This window comes from Bifidobacterium sp. UTBIF-78, from assembly GCF_006408945.1.
Taxonomy (GTDB): Bacteria; Actinomycetota; Actinomycetes; order Actinomycetales; family Bifidobacteriaceae; genus Bifidobacterium; species Bifidobacterium myosotis.
In genome coordinates, this window is the sequence record NZ_JFAO01000018.1 from 59,849 (window position 1) to 79,933 (window position 20,085).

12 protein-coding genes and 1 pseudogene are annotated in these 20,085 nt (G+C 63.2%); 6 read left to right on the forward strand and 7 right to left on the reverse strand.

Annotation, left to right across the window (positions count from 1 at the left end):
- Nucleotides 1-273 precede the first annotated feature (273 nt).
- Together BG22_RS04950 and BG22_RS04955 are read right to left on the reverse strand one after the other, a co-directional pair.
- Nucleotides 274-1,896 (reverse strand): annotated as a pseudogene (locus tag BG22_RS04950) (bifunctional folylpolyglutamate synthase/dihydrofolate synthase); the annotation flags it as partial.
- A 424-nt stretch (nucleotides 1,897-2,320) separates the two neighbouring features.
- Nucleotides 2,321-3,709: a TrkH family potassium uptake protein gene (locus tag BG22_RS04955; RefSeq protein WP_258186211.1), complete on the reverse strand. Its 1,389-nt coding sequence runs from the start codon at nucleotides 3,707-3,709 to the stop codon at nucleotides 2,321-2,323.
- 219 nt (nucleotides 3,710-3,928) lie between these two features.
- Between BG22_RS04955 and BG22_RS04960 the strand changes: the two genes are divergently transcribed.
- From BG22_RS04960 to BG22_RS04970, 3 genes are all read left to right on the forward strand, one after another.
- Nucleotides 3,929-5,518 carry an aminopeptidase P family protein gene (locus tag BG22_RS04960; RefSeq protein WP_140493782.1) on the forward strand — a complete coding sequence of 530 codons (1,590 nt, stop codon included), beginning with the start codon at nucleotides 3,929-3,931 and terminating at the stop codon, nucleotides 5,516-5,518.
- Nucleotides 5,519-5,685: 167 nt separating this feature from the next.
- A complete protein-coding gene (locus BG22_RS04965) occupies nucleotides 5,686-6,207 on the forward strand; it encodes an NUDIX domain-containing protein (protein ID WP_094667463.1) in 522 nt (173 codons plus the stop codon).
- Between the two features lie 323 nt (nucleotides 6,208-6,530).
- Nucleotides 6,531-7,658, forward strand: coding sequence for an ROK family transcriptional regulator (locus tag BG22_RS04970; protein ID WP_181163386.1), 1,128 nt, complete (start codon nucleotides 6,531-6,533; stop codon nucleotides 7,656-7,658).
- A 134-nt stretch (nucleotides 7,659-7,792) separates the two neighbouring features.
- On the opposite strand, the gene BG22_RS04975 is transcribed toward BG22_RS04970, so the two are convergent.
- The 5 genes from BG22_RS04975 to BG22_RS04995 all read right to left on the reverse strand — a co-directional run bounded on the left by BG22_RS04975 (nucleotide 7,793) and on the right by BG22_RS04995 (nucleotide 15,090).
- The gene (locus tag BG22_RS04975; RefSeq protein ID WP_140493784.1) at nucleotides 7,793-8,725 is read right to left on the reverse strand and encodes an ROK family protein; all 933 of its coding nucleotides are present in this window, start codon (nucleotides 8,723-8,725) and stop codon (nucleotides 7,793-7,795) included.
- Nucleotides 8,726-8,992: 267 nt separating this feature from the next.
- Complete coding sequence (gnpA, locus tag BG22_RS04980; RefSeq protein WP_140493786.1) at nucleotides 8,993-11,245, reverse strand: 1,3-beta-galactosyl-N-acetylhexosamine phosphorylase; 2,253 nt, start codon at nucleotides 11,243-11,245, stop codon at nucleotides 8,993-8,995.
- Nucleotides 11,246-11,675: 430 nt separating this feature from the next.
- A complete protein-coding gene (locus BG22_RS04985) occupies nucleotides 11,676-12,635 on the reverse strand; it encodes a carbohydrate ABC transporter permease (RefSeq protein ID WP_094667460.1) in 960 nt (319 codons plus the stop codon).
- Nucleotides 12,632-13,603, reverse strand: coding sequence for a carbohydrate ABC transporter permease (locus BG22_RS04990; protein WP_094667459.1), 972 nt, complete (start codon nucleotides 13,601-13,603; stop codon nucleotides 12,632-12,634). Before BG22_RS04990 ends, BG22_RS04985 begins: the two co-directional genes overlap by 4 nt.
- Before the next feature lie 164 nt (nucleotides 13,604-13,767).
- On the reverse strand, nucleotides 13,768-15,090 hold the full coding sequence (locus tag BG22_RS04995; RefSeq protein ID WP_140493787.1) for an ABC transporter substrate-binding protein: 1,323 nt from the start codon (nucleotides 15,088-15,090) through the stop codon (nucleotides 13,768-13,770).
- A gap of 721 nt (nucleotides 15,091-15,811) precedes the next feature.
- Between BG22_RS04995 and BG22_RS05000 the strand changes: the two genes are divergently transcribed.
- The 3 genes from BG22_RS05000 (at nucleotide 15,812) to BG22_RS05010 (ending at nucleotide 19,517) form a co-directional block, all read left to right on the forward strand.
- Complete coding sequence (locus tag BG22_RS05000) at nucleotides 15,812-17,026, forward strand: ROK family transcriptional regulator (RefSeq protein ID WP_140493799.1); 1,215 nt, start codon at nucleotides 15,812-15,814, stop codon at nucleotides 17,024-17,026.
- Between the two features lie 96 nt (nucleotides 17,027-17,122).
- Nucleotides 17,123-18,019 (forward strand): carbohydrate kinase, encoded by an 897-nt coding sequence (locus BG22_RS05005; protein WP_094667457.1) that lies wholly within the window; start codon nucleotides 17,123-17,125, stop codon nucleotides 18,017-18,019.
- 262 nt (nucleotides 18,020-18,281) lie between these two features.
- Nucleotides 18,282-19,517, forward strand: a complete 1,236-nt coding sequence (locus BG22_RS05010) for an MFS transporter (RefSeq protein ID WP_140493789.1) — start codon at nucleotides 18,282-18,284, stop codon at nucleotides 19,515-19,517.
- Nucleotides 19,518-20,085 lie beyond the last annotated feature (568 nt).

Here is a 20,085-nt window from a genome sequence, read left to right on the forward strand (position 1 = left end):
ATACCGGCGCGCATGCCACAGCATGTGCCGGCGACCGGGCGTACGGTCACGATTCCGGATGTACGCCCGGCCGCGATCATGCCGCGCGCGCCGGGCGTGTCCGGCGACAAGGGCAAGCCGACGATTCCGTTCCCGTTGCACATGGAATCACGCCGCTTCGTTCGCGGCGGTGCCGTCCGACGACTCGGCGCGATTGTCCGTGCCATGTGCCCCATTCGTGTTGGTGGCACCGGTCGTGTTCGTTTCGCCGGCCGCGCCGGCCTCACCGGACAGCTCGGCAGCATCGGTCGAATCGGTCGAATCGCCAGCGGCATCCGCGTCGGCCCCGGCGTCCGTATCATGCTGATGGCCCAAGCCAAGCACGTCGAATACATCGAAATCATCGGGCCCGATCTGATCGTCGAGCGTATCGGCACCGTCCGGCTCGTCGTCGGCATGCTCTCCACCGATACCCCCGTCGTCATCCGGCTCGACGGAGGGCTGGTGGATGGCCATGGCCTGCCGCATCGTGGGGCTGGCATGCTCCTCGAGCATGGCACGCGCGTCGCCTGCGGTCACGAAGCTGCCGCAGATGAGCACACCGTGACCGTAGCCCACGCCGAGCTCGTCCTCCGCGTCCACCATGTTGACGGCAGTCTGGATGGCGTCCGGCAGATTCGGTTCCTTGACCACGCGCTCGCGACCGAACACCTCGACGGCGATCTTCTCGAGGTCATCGGCCGGCATCACACGGTCGCGCCACGAATTCTCGGTGACCACCACGGAGCTCAGGATCGGCTCGAGCACGCCCAGATACTCCTCGACCTGCTTGTCCTTCATCATGGCCACCACGCCGACGAGCTGCTTGAAGTCGTAGTTCTCCTCGATGGCCCTGCGCAAGGCCTCGGCGGCGTTCACGTTGTGGCCGCCGTCCAGGATGATGGTGGGCGAGGTGCGGATCTGCTCGATGCGGCCGGGAATCCTGACCGAGCTCAGCGCCTCGGCCACCAAATCTCCATCGAGTGGACCGTTGATCGGCAGGACCACTTCGGCGGCGGCGAGCGCGGCGAGCGCGTTATGCGCCTGATGCTCGCCGAACTTGGCGATCGGAACGCCCTCGTACGTGCCGCCCGGGGTGTTGAGCGTCGCCACCTGACCGCCCACGGCGGGCATGCGGTCCGTCACGCTCATCTCGTAGCCGTCGCGCACCAGCGTGGCGTGGTTGCGGACCGCGGCCTCCTCGATGATCGGCATCACGGCCTCCTCGTGCGGCTGCGGGCCGATGATGGCGGTGCAGCCGGGCTTGATGATGCCGACCTTCTCACCGGCGATCTGCTCGACCGTGTCGCCCAGCCACTGCATGTGATCCATATCCACCGGACCGATGATGGCGGCGTCGGCGTCCAGCACGTTGGTGGCGTCCCACCGGCCGCCCATGCCGACCTCCACGATGGCCACGTCCACCGGGGCGTCCGCGAACTTCCAGATGGCCATGGCGGTGAGCACCTCGAAGAAGCTCATCTTGGGCTTGCCCTGCTCGGCCATCTTGGCATCGACGAGGGCCACGAGGTCCTTCGTCTGGTCCCAGATGTCGATGAAATCGTCGTCCGACAGTTGCTGGCCGTCGATGCAGATGCGCTCGTTGACCTTTTCGAGATGCGGCGAGGTGTACAGGCCGGTGCGCAACCCGTAGGCGCGGCAGATCGCCTCGGCCATGCGGGCGGTGGAGCCCTTGCCGTTGGTGCCGGTGATGTGGATCACACGGAACGACTGTTCGGGATGCCCCAGCAGGTCGAGCATGAGGTTCATGCGGTCCAGATCGAGATTGGTGGTGTTGTGCTCCGGCGGACGGCTCATGATATCCAGTTCGACATCGCGAATCGTCTCGTTGTTCCTGTTCGGATGCTCGAATGACATGCGCTTATCTCCCTCCGTGGCCGGCGGTGTCGTCCGCGGCCCTACGCTTCGACTTAAACTTCCACTAGTCTAGCCATCGGGGTGCCGCGCCGCCCGGTTCCGCCCCGCCGATGCCGCGCAGGGCGAAACCACGGCATTCGCGGTCGGCGGAGGTGCAGGGCTTCCTTCCAACGGGAACCTGCCGCAGCACCCGACGCATCCTCGTGTCGGCCGCGTCCCATCGGACGGCATAATCGTGTCGCCGCACCCGATTCGACGACATACTCCCTCCACCGCGCCCCATCCGGTCACATTCCCCATCCCTCAGAGGCCACTTCAAAAAGCATCCCGCAGAGGCCACCCCAAGACAACCGCCTCACAACAACCTCCCACGGAAACCACCAACCACACACAGGCCACCACAAAGGAAACCGTCCGCAGAGCGCTACCCCACGGAGACGGGTTCGTCCGGATAATGAATGACGACGCTGCCGCGCGGCTTGTTGATGGCGTAGACGATGGTCATCGGGCCGATGCGTCCGAAGAACATCACGGCGCCGAGGATGATCATGGTCGCCGGATTGTCCTCATCGGCGACGCCTACCGTGTATCCGCCGAGGCTGAACGCCGAACACGTCTCGAACAGGGCGTCGGTGAGCGAACGGCCGGTCACCTGCATCAACGCCATCGAGGCGACGAACACCACGATTGCGCAGGCCATCGTCATGCTGATGGCGGAGCGCACGATGCGTCCCGGAATGCGTTTGCGGAAGGCGGTCACCTCGTCGCGGCCCTGGAAGGTGGCGAGCATCGTGAGCACCAGCACGGCGAATGTGGTCACATGGATGCCGCCTGCGGTCGACGAGCTGCCCCCTCCGATGAACATCGACACGCTCATGTACAGCTTCGTCTCGTCGCTCACCCACGGCACCCAGGACAGGTCGAATCCCGAGGAACGCGGCATCACCGCCGACGACAACGCTCCCCGAAGACGCGTCGAGGCGTCCGCGTTGGCGAACAGCGCAGGATTGTTCCACTCATCCGCGAGGAACCAGATCAGCGAGACGGCCACCAGGACGAACGTGGCGGACAGGGTGAGCTTGGTGTGCAGGCTCCACCGCCGTGGCGACAGGCGACGGGTGATCGTCCGGCTCATCTCATGCAGCACCGGGAACCCCAGCGTGCCGAGGAACGCACTGACCATGACCGGCAGTCCCACGGACCAGTTGTTGACGTAGAATCCCGAGGCGTCGGGCGTGAACCCGGTGTTGTTGAACGAGGACACCGCGTAGAACAGCGCCTCCCATGCGGCGATGCCCCAATGGTGCCCGTTGAGCCGCAACAGTCCGGGGTACAGGGCGACGAACGTGATTGCCTCCATGAGGAAGGTCGTGGCGAACACCATTGCCAGCACGCCCTTGACCTCGCCGAGCTTGGTGACGCCCACCTCCCGCGCGGTCAGCAGCTGTTGGGAGATGTTCATGCGCCGGTTCATGAACAGCGTGATGAGCGCCGCGAACGTCATCACGCCCAGACCGCCGAGCTGAACGCCCACGAGGATGATCGCCTGACCGAACACCGTCCAATGCGTGGCCGTGTTCTCCACCGGTATGCCGCAGGTGGACAGGGCCGACAACGCGGTGAACAGCGCGACTATCGGCGAGGTGGACCCCGGTTCGCGCGAGGCAGCCGGGATGAGCAGCAGCAGGGCGATGATCACGGTCAGCGACAGGAAGTACGCGATGGTGAGCAGCCCGGGATGGCCAAGCAGCCGTTCCGCCCACGGCAGGTGCGCCCCCGATTGCGATTTCGGCGATATGAGCGGCTTGCGCAATCTGTATGGTTTCGGCGATGTACGCCCGTTTCGTATTGCCCCCCACGCCGCCTATCCTAATCACCGCCATTGCCGTCGCCCAAACCCGTCCCGCGCCCGGCGGCCGACGAACCACTTACGGACTACTATGAGAGCGGTAACAATCCGTTCCGTTTCCGGCTCGGCGGCATCAGCCAGACAGCATCGGCCAGACGGCATCAGCACTATGAAGGAGCATTGATGGGTGAAGTCATCACCGCGAAGGACAAGGAGTACGAGGCCGAGGAGCGCTCGCAGGCACCGGGCGGCGACCAGGCGATGAGCGACCGTGTGAACAACCGTTCCCTGCGTCCCCGTTCGGAGGCGTTCAAGGAGTTCATGAAGACCGGTTGGGCGAACAACGAGCCGGCCATCGAACCGCTGGAATCCTCCAAGTTCACGCCGGCACGTCTCGCGGCGCTCGGCAAGGCCTTCCCCGGCGAGCGTCTGGTGATTCCGGCCGGCCAGCCGAAGGTGCGCAACAACGATTGCGATTACATGTTCCGCCCGGATTCCGCTTTCGCGTACTACACCGGTCTGGGCATGGACTACGAGGCGGGTGCCGTGCTGGTGCTCAACCCGGTGGACCCGGATTCGCCCGAGGCCAAGGCCGGCCAGACCCATACGCCGGAGCTGTTCGTGGCCCCGCGCGCCGACAACTCCACCAGCGACTTCTTCCTGAACCCGCACTACGGCGAATACTGGGTGGGTCCGCGCGCCGGTCTCAAGGAGATGACCGCCATGACCGGCATCGAGACGCATGACATCGCCCAGCTGGCGGACGCCCTGTCCAAGGACGTGGGCTCCGAGGCGGGTGCCGTTCGCGTGCGCGTGATGCGTGAGACCGACCCGCAGATCACCTCGCTGGTCGAGTCCATCCGCGAGGCGAACGGCGCCGCCGACCCGGACAGGAACTCCGCGAACGACGACAAGCTGCACGAGTTCGCCTCGGAAGCACGCATGGTCAAGGATTCTTACGAAATCAACGAAATCCGCAAGGCGGTGGCCGCCACTAAGGACGGTTTCGACCGTATTCTCACCCGTCTTCCCGAAGTGATGGACAAGCCTCGTTCCGAGCGCATGCTCGAGGGCGCGTTCAACTCCAACGCCCGCGAGGAAGGCAACGGACTGGGCTACGACACGATTATCGCCTCCGGCGCGCATGCCCCGATCCTGCACTGGATGCGCAACACCGGCGTGGTGCGCAAGGGCGATATGCTGCTCATCGACGCCGGCGTGGAGGTGGACAGCCTGTACACGGCGGACATCACCCGTACCTTCCCGGTGGGCGGCAAGTTCACCGACCTGCAGAAGCGCCTGTACCAGGCCGTGCTGGACTCCCAGCAGGCCGGCTTCGAGGCCGCAAAGCCGGGTGCCACCTACTCCGACATCCATCATGCCTGCATGCGCGTGATCGCCGAGCGCCTGCACGAGTGGGGTCTGCTGCCGGTGGGCGTGGAGGAGTCGCTCTCCCCCGAAGGCCAACAGCACCGTCGTTGGCTCGCCTGCGGCGTGGCGCATCACCTCGGTCTCGACGTGCACGATTGCGCGCAGGCCCGGTACGAGTCGTATCAGGGCGCGACGATCACGCCCGGCATGGTCTTCACCATCGAGCCCGGACTGTACTTCGCCGAGAACGACCTGTTGCTGCCGCCGGAATACCGCGGCATCGGCATCCGTATCGAGGACGACGTGCTCATGACCGAGCACGGCCCCGAATGGATCTCCGCCGGCATCCCGAAGCAGATTCCGGATGTCGAGGCCTGGATGGCCGACCGCGCCGCCAAGTGACCGGCCGAACAAGGAGTAACCATGCCAACGCCCGAATTCGTACTCAAATTACGAGAAAAGATCGGCCAAGCTGAGCCGTCACGCGTACAGTCCAGCGGACTGTACGTAGGCGAAGTGAGCGACTGCGCAGGCAATCGCGAAGGATCATGGCCGAACAAGGAGTGATTATGCCAACGCCCGAATTCGTACTTGAACTACGCAAGAAAATCGGCCATGATCTCCTGTGGCTCAACGGCGTGACCGGCTGCGTGCTCGACGAGCAGGGTCGTATCCTGCTCGGCCGCCGTTCGGACACCGGCGAATGGGCCATGGTCTACGGCATCAACGAGCCGGGCGAGCAGCCCGCCGACACGGTGGTGCGTGAGATCAAGGAGGAGACGGGCGTGGACGCCATCGTCACCGATCTGGTGGCCGTCACCTCCTCGGACAAGGTCATCACCTACGCCAACGGCGACAACACCATGTACATGGATCATTCGTTCCTGTGCGCGCTGAAGCCGGGCGGCAACAGCGAACCGTTCGTCGGCGACGAGGAAAGCCTCAACGTCGGATGGTTCGACACGAATGCGCTGCCCGAACCGCTTGCGGCGAGCACCGTCGAACGGCTGGCGCTGTTCCGCCGGTATCTGGAGAACAAGCGGCGCGGCGACGCCCACGCCCTGTTCCAGTTCGACGGCGTGCAGTACTGATCATCGAATCGGGGCGGTCCAACAGAAGTGAGCCCGTATACCGGCTCGTGTCACACGACACCGGTATACGGGCTCACTCTGGCTTTGTCTGGCCTCGCGCAACGAAGCAACATCGATGCATACGAATCCGTATCATTCGATCAATTATTGACAACGCCGATTGTAAACATTGATTACATTATCGAAAAACCGCTATTTTCCTAGCAATTTCCCCTTACAATCTCCAGCTTATCGTCTATAATGAAAACAACGTTGATAAAAACAGGTCAACGACGACGGACGATGCGGCTGCCCGCCTTCAATGATGCCGAAAAGAGATGGGGATGATGTCCAGTTTTGACAAGACGACCACGGCCGGAGCGGCCAAGGCCAGCCCCTCGGATATCAGGCGGACCAACCGATCGCTGATTTTCAAGCTGCTCTTCCCCTCGCAACATCGCTCACGCGCCGATTTGGGACGTCTCACCGGTCTTTCCCGCGTCGCCGTCTCCGACGTGGTCTCCGACATGCTCGACGAGGGGTTGGTGAGCGAAATCGGCTACGCGGCCAATCCCACCGGCAAAGGCAAGCGGGGCGCGTTGCTCGGCATCGACACCTCGCGACTCAAGATCATCAGCATCGACCTGTCCCAAAGCCAACTCATCCAAGGCGCGGTCACCGATCTGCTCGGCGTACCGCAGGAGTGCATGGAAATCGCACTGGGACCGGACAACCATGTCGAAGCCGACGCCATCGTCCAGCTGGTGGATCAGCTGCGCACCGATTTGGACGTCAACGACGTGCTCGGCATCGGCATCGTCGTGGCCGGCGTGGTGCAGGGCGGTATGGTGACGGAGTCCACGATGCTCGGCTGGCATGATGTGAACCTCGGCGCCCTGATCGAACGCCAATTCAACGTTCCCGTGATCATCGTCAACGACGCCATCGCGGCGATGCTGACCGAACGGTTCTTCGGTCAGGCGGGACACGACTTCATCTTCACCACGTTCGGCCAAGGCGTCGGCACGGCCACGCTCATCCATGACACGCCCATTGTCGGCGACCACCACGCCGCCGGCGAGATCGGGCACATCTCCATCGACCTCGACGGTCCGGAATGCCCGTGCGGCAAGCGCGGATGTCTGGAGACGATGATCTCCGTCAACGCGTTGCGCGAGCGGATGCGCCATCAGGACGCACGCGGTCGCGCGGACGTCATCCGCGGGGCAGGTTCCCTGTTCGCCTCCGCGATGGCGATGCCGGTCGGGTTGCTGGATATCGCGGACGTGTGCGTGGCCGGCCCGCCGGACATCATCAACAACACGTTCCTCGAGGCCGCCCAGCAGCGGTTCGATGCGGTCACCGGATCGACGTTCCACGTACGCACCGTCATCCGTCGCTGTCAGGTGGGCGGCAACCTCACGTTGCGCGGCGGAGCGATCTCGGTCATCCACAGCTATATCAATGGATGATGTACCAATAGGAAATACGCCGTCTACGGTGATTCCCTCCCGGCGCCCGTGAACAAAGCTTTGGCGTGATGACGACATCGTCAGACAGATGCCGTCATCACGCCAGAGCGATAACAGGTCAGATCGTCAAAGCGTCAGACCACCAGAGCGGCGCCGAGCGCGCCGATGGGCTGGCCCATGGGTGCCAGACGCAGACGGTCCGCCACATGCAATCCCTTGAGGAACGGGCATTCCCTTTCGCGACGGTACAGCTCCTCGCTCATCACCTCGATGAGCGGTTCTCCGGTCTTCGCCATGCCGCCGCCGATGATGATCACGCGGGGATCGACCGTCTGCGCCACAATCTGCAACGCATCACCCATCGCGTGCGACACGATGTCGAGCACACGCACCGCATCGGCCCGGCCTGCGTGCGCCTGCGCGATGAGGTCGGGCATGGCAGGGCCATCCACGGGCCACAGACGTTGCACGGAGGCCCCCGAGCAGACGGTCTCCAGACATCCACGTTGGCCGCATGGGCAGTCGAATCGGTTGGGATCGAGCGGAATGTGCCCGATCTCGCCGGCTGCGCCGCTGAAACCGTGTTGCAGCACACCATCCACGATGATGCCGGCCGCGAGCCCGGTGCCGAAATTCACCATCACGACGGCGCCCGGTCCCTTGGCGCCCGGAACCAGCTGGGCCGCGCCCAGCGCCGCCGCGTTGACGTCGTTCTCCACACGGACGGGGACACCGCCCAAACGCGCGCTTACTTCGGGTCCCAATGCAAGCGTATCGATGTCGAGGTTGACCACATGGGACACCGTACCCGCCGTCGAATCGACCTGCCCTGGCGTGCCGATGCCCACACCGGCCAGCCGGTCGACGGACTCCCCCGCGATGGCGCGCACCAGACCGACCACATCCTCGACGACGTTGTCGCCACCGCGTCGGGCCGGCACTCGGTGCGATGCCCTGATCGCCGTGCCGCCGTCCACGAGGACCGCCTCGATTTTGGTGCCGCCGACGTCCACGCCGACGCGATACCGCCCGTTCTCCCCCACTGGTTCAGTCACGATGCCTGTCATAGTGCCTCCTCGCCTTTCCTCTGACTCTCCCGTCAGCATCCCGTTCCGCCCGCCATCCGGCCCTCGTTGGCACGGATCACCATTGATACGGACGATACGAATCCCTGATCCACTCCTTTGCGAGCCGGAACCGAAAAGGAACCGGCCCGCATATGAGGCCGGCCCGCGGAGAGGAGTAGTGACCGCGGGCCGGACGTATATAGGTGATGCGCGAATGCGATCCTCAGGATTCGTGCGTATCAGGGAATGCGCACGAATCACACATGATCACAGTTCACGCCATGCGATGCCGCTGGGCTCCAGATCGAAGTCCTCGGTGGAGCCTCCCTCCACCGCTACGGTCGTATGCTGCGGCTGGTCGGTGTTGTTGACCACGCAGTACAGGCCCTGCTCGGGGAAGTGGGCGACCTCGCACTCCGGGTTGCTGGAGCTGAAGGCCGCGTAACGGTCCTCGTTGTGGGAGGCGTAGAACAGGATGCGTTCGAGGAGCCTCGCGTTGGCCGCGGAATACGGCAGACCGGACACGTACACGCCGCGACCCTTGCCGTACTCGTTGACCGCGAGCTGCACCTGACCGCCGTCGGCGCGCAGCAACGTGACGTCCTCGTTGATCGGGAACGTGTTCGCGATCGGTTCGCCGAAGTCGATGCCGCCGAGCGGTGCCTTGCCCTGGCCGCCGCCGCAGCCGGATAGCGGGATGCGGTAGCCGGCCTGCTCCCAGGCCTCACGGGCCGCAGCGTCCACAGGCACGTCCTCGGTGATGAAGTGGTCCGGCGTGACCGGCGGGAAGTACTTGTCCACCGACAGTGTCTGGAAACGCTCCGCGTCCACGCCGAGCACGTCGGCGAGCTGGAAGAACCTGCCTTGGAACCACTGGGAGCTCGGCTCGCCGACACCCACGAGGGCGCCGCCGCCGCGCACCCACGCGCGCAGCGTCTCGGCCAGACGCGGGTCCTTGGCCCACACGTCGCCGCCCGAGTAAGCGGTATCCACCGGGCCTCCGGTGATGACCACGTCCACATCCGGGTCCACGCCGTGTTCAAGCACGTCGTCGAAGCTGATGAACCGCACGTTCACGCGCATGCCGGACAGCGCCTCGAGAATGCCGTAATACGAGTAGGTCTGCTTGTTGGGCAGGGCGTGCGCCACCGTGTAGGCCATCCAGGAGCGCATCCTGCCCCAGGAGTTGAGGATCGCCACGTTGAGCTCGCCCTCGGCGGCCACTCCCCCAGTGCGTTCGTGAATGTCGCGGAACTCGTCGGCGATATGCGTCACGGCGTCCACGAACTTGGGGAACTTGGCCGCCAGCGACAGGTATCCGCCGTAGCCCATGCGTGCGATCGGGCTGCGCAGGATGGCACGGCGGGCCTTGCGCCAGTTGTCCCACGCCTCGATGCTCGGATCGTTGCCCTCGTAGAAGGTGTCCGGGAAGAAGTACGGCAGGAAGCGTCCCTCGGTGTATTTGACGCCCTTGATGTCCGCGATCATGCGGGTGGTGGTGCCGTCGCCGATCGAGCCGACCACCGCGTCCAGACCCAGATCGCCGAAGCCGTCCTTGTAGGGCTCGGTGCCGATCCACTGGTCGCCGAGGAACATCATCGCCTCCTTGCCGGCGGCGTGGGACATGTCCGCAAGCTGCTTGACGTTGCGACGCACGAAGCCCGAAAGGAAGTCGATCCAGTCACGCTGCGCCTTGCGCGGCACGCGCCATGCGGAGTTGTAGCACCCGCCGTCCACGAAGTCCTCGGGACGCAGACGGTAGCCGTATTCCTCCTCGAAGTCATCAAGAGCGGCCGGCGAGACCGTGCACGAGCAGCCGAACCAGTCCACGATCTTCTCGCGGTGCTTCTGGTCGAACAGCAGCGTGAACTGGTAGAAGAACGTCGTGAAGCGCACCACATCGGTGGTGGGGTTGTCCTTGAGCCACTGCTCGAACGTGTCGAACACGAACTTGCGGGTGGCCGGATGGTAGATGTCGAACGGGATCTCGTGTTCCTTGTCGCCCCAGTCGTTGGTCAGATGGTTGTACATCTCCACCGGGTCCCAGATGATGTAGGCAAGGAACGAGACCGTGTATTCGTGCATCGGCGTCGCGCCGGTGACCGTGACGGAGTGCGAGGCGGCGTCCACCGTCCAGTTCGCCGGGTCCACGATCGTGCCGGTGGTGCGGTCGATGACCTCCCAGTACCGAGCCGGATCGGCGTCGTAGTTCGGCGTCAGCTGCTCCTCGTAGAACGTGGCCATCAGGTCGATGGATAGCGTGTCGGACTCCGCCAGCACACGCTGGGTGAGAAGGTACACCTGCGGTGTCTCGTCCATGTGCAGCGTGATCCACTCGTTGTGCGCACGAGTCGGGAAGTAAGCGCTGTAGATCTTCTTGCCGAGGGCGAGCACCGCCTCATCAAGGTGCGTGCCATCCGAGTTGCGAATGGCGTCGGCGCCCCACAGCGCGGCCAGCTCTTTGGTCTTCTCGGCGAAGTTCTCCTCGCTGGGAAGCGTGAAACGTCCAGTGGTGGTCATGTAGGTGTTCTCCTTTGTACAGCTTCGGAAATTTGTGGCTCCCTGTTGCCGGGAGCCACAATGACATATCGGACATATCGGGCCCATAAATCCCGATTGCGAACCGTTTTGGGGCGAGGGCTTCGCTCGGCAATCGCGGCTATCGGCCGGCTTAGGCCAGTGGTCTGTCTCACTCATGATTGAGGGGTTCAGCTTCTGCCTCTCCCCCAGTCAGCTTCGCTGCGAGCTCCCTCATCAGAGGGGCAACACCACTGAGATAACTGCGAGATAGACCACTAGGACAGGAACCGCAAGGCTTCGCGTCACGGCTCGCCTCCGGCCCCAGCAAGAACGGACTCGCCTACCGGCGAGACTCAATCCAACCTTCACTCGCCTACCGGCTCGCTCAGGCTGAGCCTACGGACAGTCCACCGGACTGTCCGTTTACGGCTCAGCCTTTGACCGCACCGGCGGCCAGACCGGCCTGCCAGTAGCGCTGGAGGCCGAGGAACAGGATGATCACGGGCAGGACGCCGAGCAGGGCACCCATCATCAGGGCGCCACGGTCGGTGAACGTGGCCAGCGAGACCATGCCATACAGGCCGAGCGTGACGGGCTTCAACGTGTCGGAGGACACCATCATCAACGGCAGCAGGAAGTTGTTCCACGTAGCCACGAACAGGAACAGGAAGATCGTGACCATGGCGGGGGCCAGAATCCTCAGCACGATGGTGAAGAAGATCCTCGCCTCGCTCGCACCGTCGATACGGGCCGCCTCAAGCAGCTCATTGGGCACAGAGGTCTGCGCGTAGACGCGGCCCAGGAAGAAGCCGAACGGCGAGACGCAGCACGGGATGATGATCGCGAGCATCGTGTTGGTCAGGTGCACGGCGTGGAAGATGGAGTACTGCGGGATGGTCAGCAGCGCGGCGGGCATGAGCATGCAGCCCATGATCACGCCGATGGCGATGTTCTTGCCGCGGAAGTTGAACTTCGCGGTGGCGTAACCGGCCATGACGGCCACGAGGGTGCCGATCAGGGCGGAGACGCCCGAGTAGATCAGCGAGTTCAACACCCAGCGCCAGAACTGGCCACGGGTCCAGCCCAGCAACGTCGAGTAGTTCTTGGCGATGGCGCCCGGCAGGTCAGCCAGCCCCACGGCGAACCACAGGCCGTTGCCGCTGGTCATCTGGCTCGGCGTCTTGGTCGAGGCGATGATGGCCCAGTAGATCGGGAACAGGAAGTAGATCAGGGCCAGCACGAGCACGACGATCGTGACTGTCTTGACCAGCGCGGACGGCTGCATCGAACGAGGCAGGTCGTTGGCGTGCTTGTCGCGGATCTTGTCGGCCTTCTTGCGGGCGCGCGCTGCGGCGCGTGCTTCCTTATCGGTTGCTTCTACGGCGCTCATTCCGCATTCACCTTCCTTTCAACCAACGTGTACACCACGGCGAGCACGCCTGCGATCAGCGCCATGACGATGGCCACCGCGGAGGCGGGTCCGTCGCCACCCGGCGTCAACGTGCCCTGCGAGGTGTTGAGGGCCATCATCATAGGCGTGTACGACTTGGAGATGCTCGGGTCGGAGATGGCCATGACCTGAGGCTCGTTGAACAGCTGGATGGTGCCGACGATGGACAGCAGCATGGCAAGCAGGGCGGCGGCGCGCACGTTCGGCAGCTTGATCCTTATGGCGATCTGGAAGCCGTTGGCGCCGTCGATGCGGGCGGCCTCGTACAAATCATGCGGGATGGCCTGCAACGCGGCCAGGAAGATGAGCATGTTGTAGCCGGTGAACGTCCAGGTGGTGATGTTGGCCATGGAACCCAGCACGATATTGTCGGCGAAGAAGTCAACCTTGATGCCGATCGCCGCGAGCATCTTGACCAGCGGCGAAATCTGGCCGTTGTACAGGAAGACCCAGATGATGGATGCCACCACGCCGGGGATGGCGTACGGCAGGAAGTAGCCCAGTCGGAATGCGGTGATGTGCTTGACGATGTAGGAGTCGATGAGCATGGCCAGAACCAGCGCGCCGATGATCATGACCGGCACCTGAACCAAGGTGTAAAGCACGACCCTGCCGACACCGGCCCAGAAGTTGGCGGATGTGACCACGTACTGGAAGTTCTGGAGGCCGACGAACTTGTTGACCAGCTCGCCGCCGCCGTAGGCGCCGCCGCCGACAGTCACTTGGCGGAAGAAGCTGGAATAGATGGCCCAGATGATGGGCAGGATGAAGACCAGGGCGAACAGGATGCCGAAAGGTGCCATGAAGGCCCAGCCGGTGCGGTTCTCACGCTTGGCGGCATCCGACCGCTTCGGCTTTGCGGCACGCTTGGCGACCCCCGTCTTCGCCGATTGCGTTGTTGCAGTCATAACAGACCTGTCTTTCGGAAGAACAGAACAGAATAGCGGATGGATGGACGGCCCCGATCCGGATGGGCCGTCCTGCATAAAGAAAGGCCGGAGCACTGCACTCCGGCCTTTCGGTAATGGAAACGATCAGCCGTTTCCCCGGCCAGGGACCGGGGTCCTAATCGTTAGTTGGCGACGGACAGGTTGAGGTTCTTGAGCGTATCCACGGATGTGGTCTGCGCCTCGGAGAAGACGTCCGCGACCTTGCCGGAGCCATCGGAGGCCTTGGCTGCGGTCTCGTTCATCTTGGCCACGACGGCGGAGAAGCCAGGCATGTAGGTGAACTCGCCCATGTTGGCGTTGGCGTCCTTGAACTCCTTCATGATGTCCTGCTTGCTGAAGAAGTCGGACCAATCGGACGGGGTCTTGGCGTCCTCGGTGGTGGCGGCCGGAACCAGACCCTGGGAGACGAGGTCAGGCACCTGGGTGTTGAACCAGTCGAGGAACTCCATGGCTTCCTTCGGATGCTTCGAGCTCTTCAGCACGGCCACGGCGGAGCCACCGTCGGGGCCGGACTTGCCGGCGTTGCCGAACCAGTCGCCAAGCTGGGCGACCTGCCATTCACCGGCGCCGGTGCCACCGGAGGAGGTGATGAACAGCGGGGCCTCCCAAGCGGCGGCCACGGTGCCGATCAGCTGGCCATTCTTGATGGAAGCGTCGAAGGACGGATCCCAACGCGGGTTGGTGGTCACGGCCTTGGCGTCGAGCAGCTGCTGGTAGAAGTCGGCCACGGCCTTGGAGCCATCGGTCTCGGTGTTGACGACCCAGGCGTCGTTCTTGACCTGGTACCAACCGCCGGAGGCGCCGGCCAGACCGGAAAGCATGTTGCCGGCCTCATCGGGCTGGTAGGACATGATGTACTTGCCAGCCGCGGCGGCCTTCTTGGCGGCTTCGATGAAGTCGGCCTCCGTCTGCGGGACCTCGGTGATGCCGAGCTTATCGAACTCGGCCTTGTTGTAGAAGTAGACCAACGGGCCGGTGTCCTGCGGCAGGCCGTAGGTCTTGCCACCCACCTGAGCCAGGCTGTACGGACCGGCGGCGTAGTGGTCCTTGTACTGGTCGGCGTACTGGGTGACGTCCTGCAGCATGCCCTTGGTGTAGACCTCGGGCAGCTCGGCGTAACCGACCTGGGCGAGATCCGGGGCCTCGCCGGACTTGACGTCCGTCTCAAGCTTCTTGATCATTTCGGAGGCCTTGCCGTCGAACTTGGTCGCAGTGACCTGAATGTTCGGGTGCTCCTTGTTCCACTTGGCCACGATGTCCTTGACCAGGGTCATGCCCTCGGAATCCGGCAGACGGTGCATGTAGGTGATGTTCACCACACCGCCGTTGTCGGAGGATGTGTCCGTACCAGCCGTGTCATTGTTCGTGGAACCGCAACCGGCGAGTCCCATAGACAGAGCGGCCACCGCGGCCAGACCGGCCATCAGTCGCTTATTGACTACCATGTTCCTACTCCTCTTCGAGCTTGGTTCGTTGCCTTTCTGCACGGCAACTACGTTTAGGTTACGGCGAGCAATCGTTAATGTCAACTAACTTTGCATTAACCGCGTGTCCTTGTGCCAAAATTTTCCGTGTAAACGGTGACATTTCGCTTAAATCTGCGAAATTGACTTATTTGTCAACATTCTTAACATCAAACGGTAATACAAGCGAAACATGTGGTGTACCGCTGTATCAATGGCCCGATGCCACCAACGACGCGCCGACGACCAAACGCAGCTTTCGCCGGCCCGCGGCACTCCGCCGACACACCTTGCATGCCCGCAGTCCGGCCTTTTCGGCCCATGTGCCAACACACATGCCCCCGCGCACAGCGGACCGAGGTTTCGCACGGCGGCCGGCCTCGAGACGGCGCCCACACTCCCCTGCGCAGCAAGTCACGCGAGGGGGTACACACCCCCATACAGCGAGTCGATGGACCATCACGACACCAACACCCGCCGACACGCAAGGTACACCCCCGTACAGCGAGTCAATGGATATCGACGATGAAATACGGCCCATGCACGCCGTCAGCCCCCCTCATACCCCCGCGCGCGACACGCCGGCCCGATTCCTTGATTGCGTTAATTCGTTAACCGCGTTAATATCTTAACCAAGTTTAGATTCAATGATGAGTGCGAACCACTCGCGACGACGCACGGCAAGGAGGGCAGTGACATGACCATGGCAAACGACGCCACACCAGTCGCATCCCGAGCCAGCGTCTCCGAATCGAACCGTTCCCGCATCCTTCAGCACCTGTACCACAACGGCATCAGCTCCAGGGCCCAGATCGCCAAGGCGCTGGACCTCACCCCCGCCGCCATCACCAAGATCACCGCCCGTCTCATCGAGGCCGGCGTCATCGAGGAGACCGGCGATATCGAGGGTTCCAAGAACCGCCGTTCCATCGGCCTTGAGCTCGACACCACCCGCTTCCACATCATCGGCATCAAGTTCGCGCGCTCCTTGGTCCAGATCGGCGTGTTCGACCTGTGCGGCAATGCGCTCGGCCTTGAGAATCTGCCCACCGTCTACGACGACACCATCGACGACACCGTCGCCATCATCCACCGGCGCGTGTCCGAGCTGCTGGCCGACGACCCGTCCATCGTCGCCGTCGGCATGGCCGTCCCCGGCCCCTATCTGCGCAACGAGGGCCGCACCGCCGTGGTCTCCGGCATGCAGGGATGGCGCAAGATCAACTTCATCGACGAGTTCTCCTCCGCCTTCCGCGTGCCCGTGTTCATCGAGCAGGACGCCCGGTCCGGCGCCCTGGCCCACTACCTGTTCGACCCGGCGGTGCACACCGAGGAGAATCTCGCCTACTACCTCATCGGCGAAGGCGTGGGACTGGGCGTCATCGAGAACGGCCGTCTCATCAACGGATTCCTCGGCGCGGCCACCGAAATCGGACACATCTCCATCGACGTCAATGGGCGCCCGTGCGACTGCGGCAACGTGGGCTGCCTCGAACGCTACTGCTCCACCCCCGCCATCCACGACATGCTCATCGACGACGGCGAAGTGGTCCGAGGCGCCGCGGACATGACCCACGCCGATGCCGCGCGAGCCCTGTTCGTCAAGGCCCGCGAAGGCGACGAACGCGCACGCGATATGGTGCGCCGGATCGGCCGCTACGTGGGCTACGGATGCCTCACCATCTTCAACGGATTCAATCCCCGCAACATCATCATCGGCGACATCGTGGCCGAAGCCGGCCCACTGCTGCTCGACGAGGTGCGTCGCACGGTGGATGAACGATCCATCCCCGAAATCAACGACACGACCTCCATCACGCTGTCCACACTGTCCGCGGATGCGGCGGTCTCCGGCGCCGCGGCCGTGGCGGTCACCCAATTCCTGGAACGCCCGTCGATGTTCTTCGACGTCTCGTAGTCCACGGAACCGCGCGGCCATCGCCGCAACAACCAAAATTTTCCCAGTTTTCCCTTCGGAAGAACAACAACAACCAAACAAGGAAAGGAACCAACCATGTCTAACCCGATCGTCCTGAGCCTCGGCGAACTGCTGTGGGATATGCTGCCGGGAGGCAAGCGCGCCGGCGGCGCACCCGTCAACTTCGCCTACCACGCGATGAAGAACGGTGCCGAGGGCTGGGCCATCAGCGCGGTCGGCGAGGATGAGCTCGGCGACGAGCTGGTCGCCAAGGCCGACGAAGCCGGCATCAACACCGTCATCCAGCGCAACGCCTGGCCGACCTCCACCGTCGAGGTGTCCCTGAAGAACGGCATCCCGGAGTACACCATCGTCAAGGGCGTGGCCTGGGATCACATCCTGTACACCCGTCAGCTCATCGACGTGGTCTCCAAGGCCGACGCCGTGTGCTACGGCACTCTGGCCCTGCGCTCCCCCGAAACGCACGCCACCATCACCGAGCTGCTCAAGCACACCAAGCCGGGCGCGATGAAGTTCTTCGACATCAACCTGCGCGGCGACCACTACTCCAAGGAACTCATCGAGGAGCTGCTCGGCTACGCCACCGTCTTCAAGATCAACGACGAGGAGCTGCTCCTGCTGCGCGACATGTTCGACATCCGCGGCACCTCCGGCGAGGACGCCTCCCGCTGGTTCCTGGACGAGTTCAACCTCGACTACGTGATCCTGACCGCCGGTTCCGCCTACTCCACCATCATCTCCCGCAAGGGTGAGTCCTCCACGCTGGACACCCCGCACGTCGAGGTCGTGGACACCGTGGGTGCCGGCGACTCCTTCTCCGGCACCTTCACCGCCCGTACGCTGCTGGGCGACTCGCTTGCCGACGCGCACCGCAAGGCCGTCAACACCGCCGCCTTCGTGTGCACCCAGGCCGGCGCCTGGCCGGAGTACCCGGCCGAGATGCCCGACTACCTCGCCGAAGCCGGCAAGTAGTCGCTCTCCCCTCCGTGCGGTAGCCAGACCGCACGCCCCTTCCTTTCCTCCCGTTCTGGGGCTGGCTCACACCGGGGCAATGACGCTCCGGTCTCTTCACCGTTTACGGCAATCCCGGCGTGAGCCATGCTCCGGGCACGGACCGTTCCACGCGGATCGCTTCGTATGGAACACCTTCATAATTAAATGCTGATCAACACTGATCGAGCGATAATCCATCCAACATTCATTGCCTCATTGCAGTAAGAAAAAGGGATTCATAATGAGCAACGAAACTACCAAGACCGGTAACGCTGGTAACGCTGGATTCGCCAAGATCCTGCCGGTGATGTTCGCCTTCTTCGTCATGGGCTTCGTCGACCTGGTCGGCACCGCGACGAACTACGTCAAGGGTGAGTTCGCCCTTGCCGACGGCACCGCGAACCTGTTCACCACGATGGTGTTCTTCTGGTTCCTGATCTTCTCCGTGCCCACCGGCATGCTGATGAACAAGATCGGTCGCCGCAAGACCGTCCTGTGGTCCATCCTCGTCACCCTGGTGGCCATGGCCCTGCCGATCATCGCCTATGTGGCGCTGTCCGGCACCCCGCGCCTGGTCCTCATCGTCATCTCCTTCGCGTTCCTTGGCATTGGCAACACGCTGATGCAGGTATCCCTGAACCCGCTGCTGACCGTGTTCGTCAAGGGCGACAAGCTCGCCTCCACCCTGACCACCGGCCAGTTCGTCAAGGCCTTCGCCTCCCTGTTCGCCCCGTACATCGCCATCTGGGGCGCCACCAAGCTCAACATGTGGTGGATCCTGTTCGTGATCTACTTCGTCATCGGCATCATCGGCTACGTGCTGCTCGCCCTTGACAAGATCGAAGAGCCAGCCCCCGATGCCGGCACCACCACCATCGGCCGCTGCTTCAAGCTGCTGTTCTCCGACGCCATCGTCTTCCTGTGCTTCCTCGGCATCGTGGCCCACGTGGGTGTGGACGTCGGCATCAACGCCCAAGCCCCGCGCATCCTGACCGAGCACACCGGCGACCAGTTCACCGAAATCGCCGCCACCGCCACCATGGTCTACTTCATCGCCCGTATGATCGGCTGCTTCACCGGCGGCATCGTGCTGCAGAAGATCAGCAACAAGGTCGGCCTGCGCATCTGCGGCGTCATCATGACCCTGTCCGCCGTGTGCTTCGCGGTCTTCGCCCTCGTGCAGAACAACCCGCCGGTCTGGCTGTTCTGGATCGCCGTCGCCCTCGTCGGCTTCGGTAACTCCAATGTGTTCTCCCTGTTCCTGTCCCACGCCCTGATGTACCGCCCGGATCGTCAGAACGAAATCTCCGGCCTCATGCTCATGGGTCTGATCGGTGGCGCCATCTTCCCACCGATCATGGGTGTGGCCGCCGACGCGGCCGGCCAGTTCGGTGGCATCCTCGTGATGGCCGTCGGCTGCCTGTACGTGCTGGTCATGGGCTTCGCCTACAAGGTGCTCGAAGGCAAGAAGGCCTGAGGCCATTCCTTTCCTTCTCTTTCCCTCTCTCGGTCCTCCCCTCTCATCATCTCTCTTCTCTTTCCTTGATTCCTCGGAGATTATCGCAATCCCCCGGTGATTGAGGATTGAGTGATGACAGGCTGAAGGCCAACCGGGATCAATGACCAACCGATGATGCCGCCCTTACACCGAGGGCGGCATCATCGTATTCTGGGACGTATCCGACGCCCGATGGAGCGTGAGACCGCAGTGCAGACAGATAGTGTCCTGCCCCATCTTCCCCATCCCCCAATCCGCGGAAGAACAAGCGGACGCTCCATCGCGTCTTTCCCCTAAATCTATCTCTTCAATTCTGGGCGCATTCGTATCACGGGCCGGCCTTCATTTCCAATTCTGGGCATATCCGTATCGTGGACCGACGACCGGCATCCCCGATTCTGGGCAAATACGTACCATGAGCCGACCTTCATTACCCGTTCTGGGCATATCGGTACCTTGAGGACCCGGTTTCAGGAGTCTTCATGGTGGTCATATGCCCAGAACCTCGTTCATGACACGTACATGCCCAGAATAACTGGTAGCGATA

Coding starts and splice junctions, on each gene's coding strand:
- BG22_RS04960 (WP_140493782.1), top strand. CDS start 3,929: ATGGGTGAAGTCATCACCGCGAAGGACAAGGAGTACGAGGCCGAGGAG.
- BG22_RS04965 (WP_094667463.1), top strand. CDS start 5,686: ATGCCAACGCCCGAATTCGTACTTGAACTACGCAAGAAAATCGGCCAT.
- BG22_RS04970 (WP_181163386.1), top strand. CDS start 6,531: ATGATGTCCAGTTTTGACAAGACGACCACGGCCGGAGCGGCCAAGGCC.
- BG22_RS04975 (WP_140493784.1), bottom strand. CDS start 8,725: ATGACAGGCATCGTGACTGAACCAGTGGGGGAGAACGGGCGGTATCGC.
- gnpA (WP_140493786.1), bottom strand. CDS start 11,245: ATGACCACCACTGGACGTTTCACGCTTCCCAGCGAGGAGAACTTCGCC.
- BG22_RS04985 (WP_094667460.1), bottom strand. CDS start 12,635: ATGAGCGCCGTAGAAGCAACCGATAAGGAAGCACGCGCCGCAGCGCGC.
- BG22_RS04990 (WP_094667459.1), bottom strand. CDS start 13,603: ATGACTGCAACAACGCAATCGGCGAAGACGGGGGTCGCCAAGCGTGCC.
- BG22_RS04995 (WP_140493787.1), bottom strand. CDS start 15,090: ATGGTAGTCAATAAGCGACTGATGGCCGGTCTGGCCGCGGTGGCCGCT.
- BG22_RS05000 (WP_140493799.1), top strand. CDS start 15,812: ATGGCAAACGACGCCACACCAGTCGCATCCCGAGCCAGCGTCTCCGAA.
- BG22_RS05005 (WP_094667457.1), top strand. CDS start 17,123: ATGTCTAACCCGATCGTCCTGAGCCTCGGCGAACTGCTGTGGGATATG.
- BG22_RS05010 (WP_140493789.1), top strand. CDS start 18,282: ATGAGCAACGAAACTACCAAGACCGGTAACGCTGGTAACGCTGGATTC.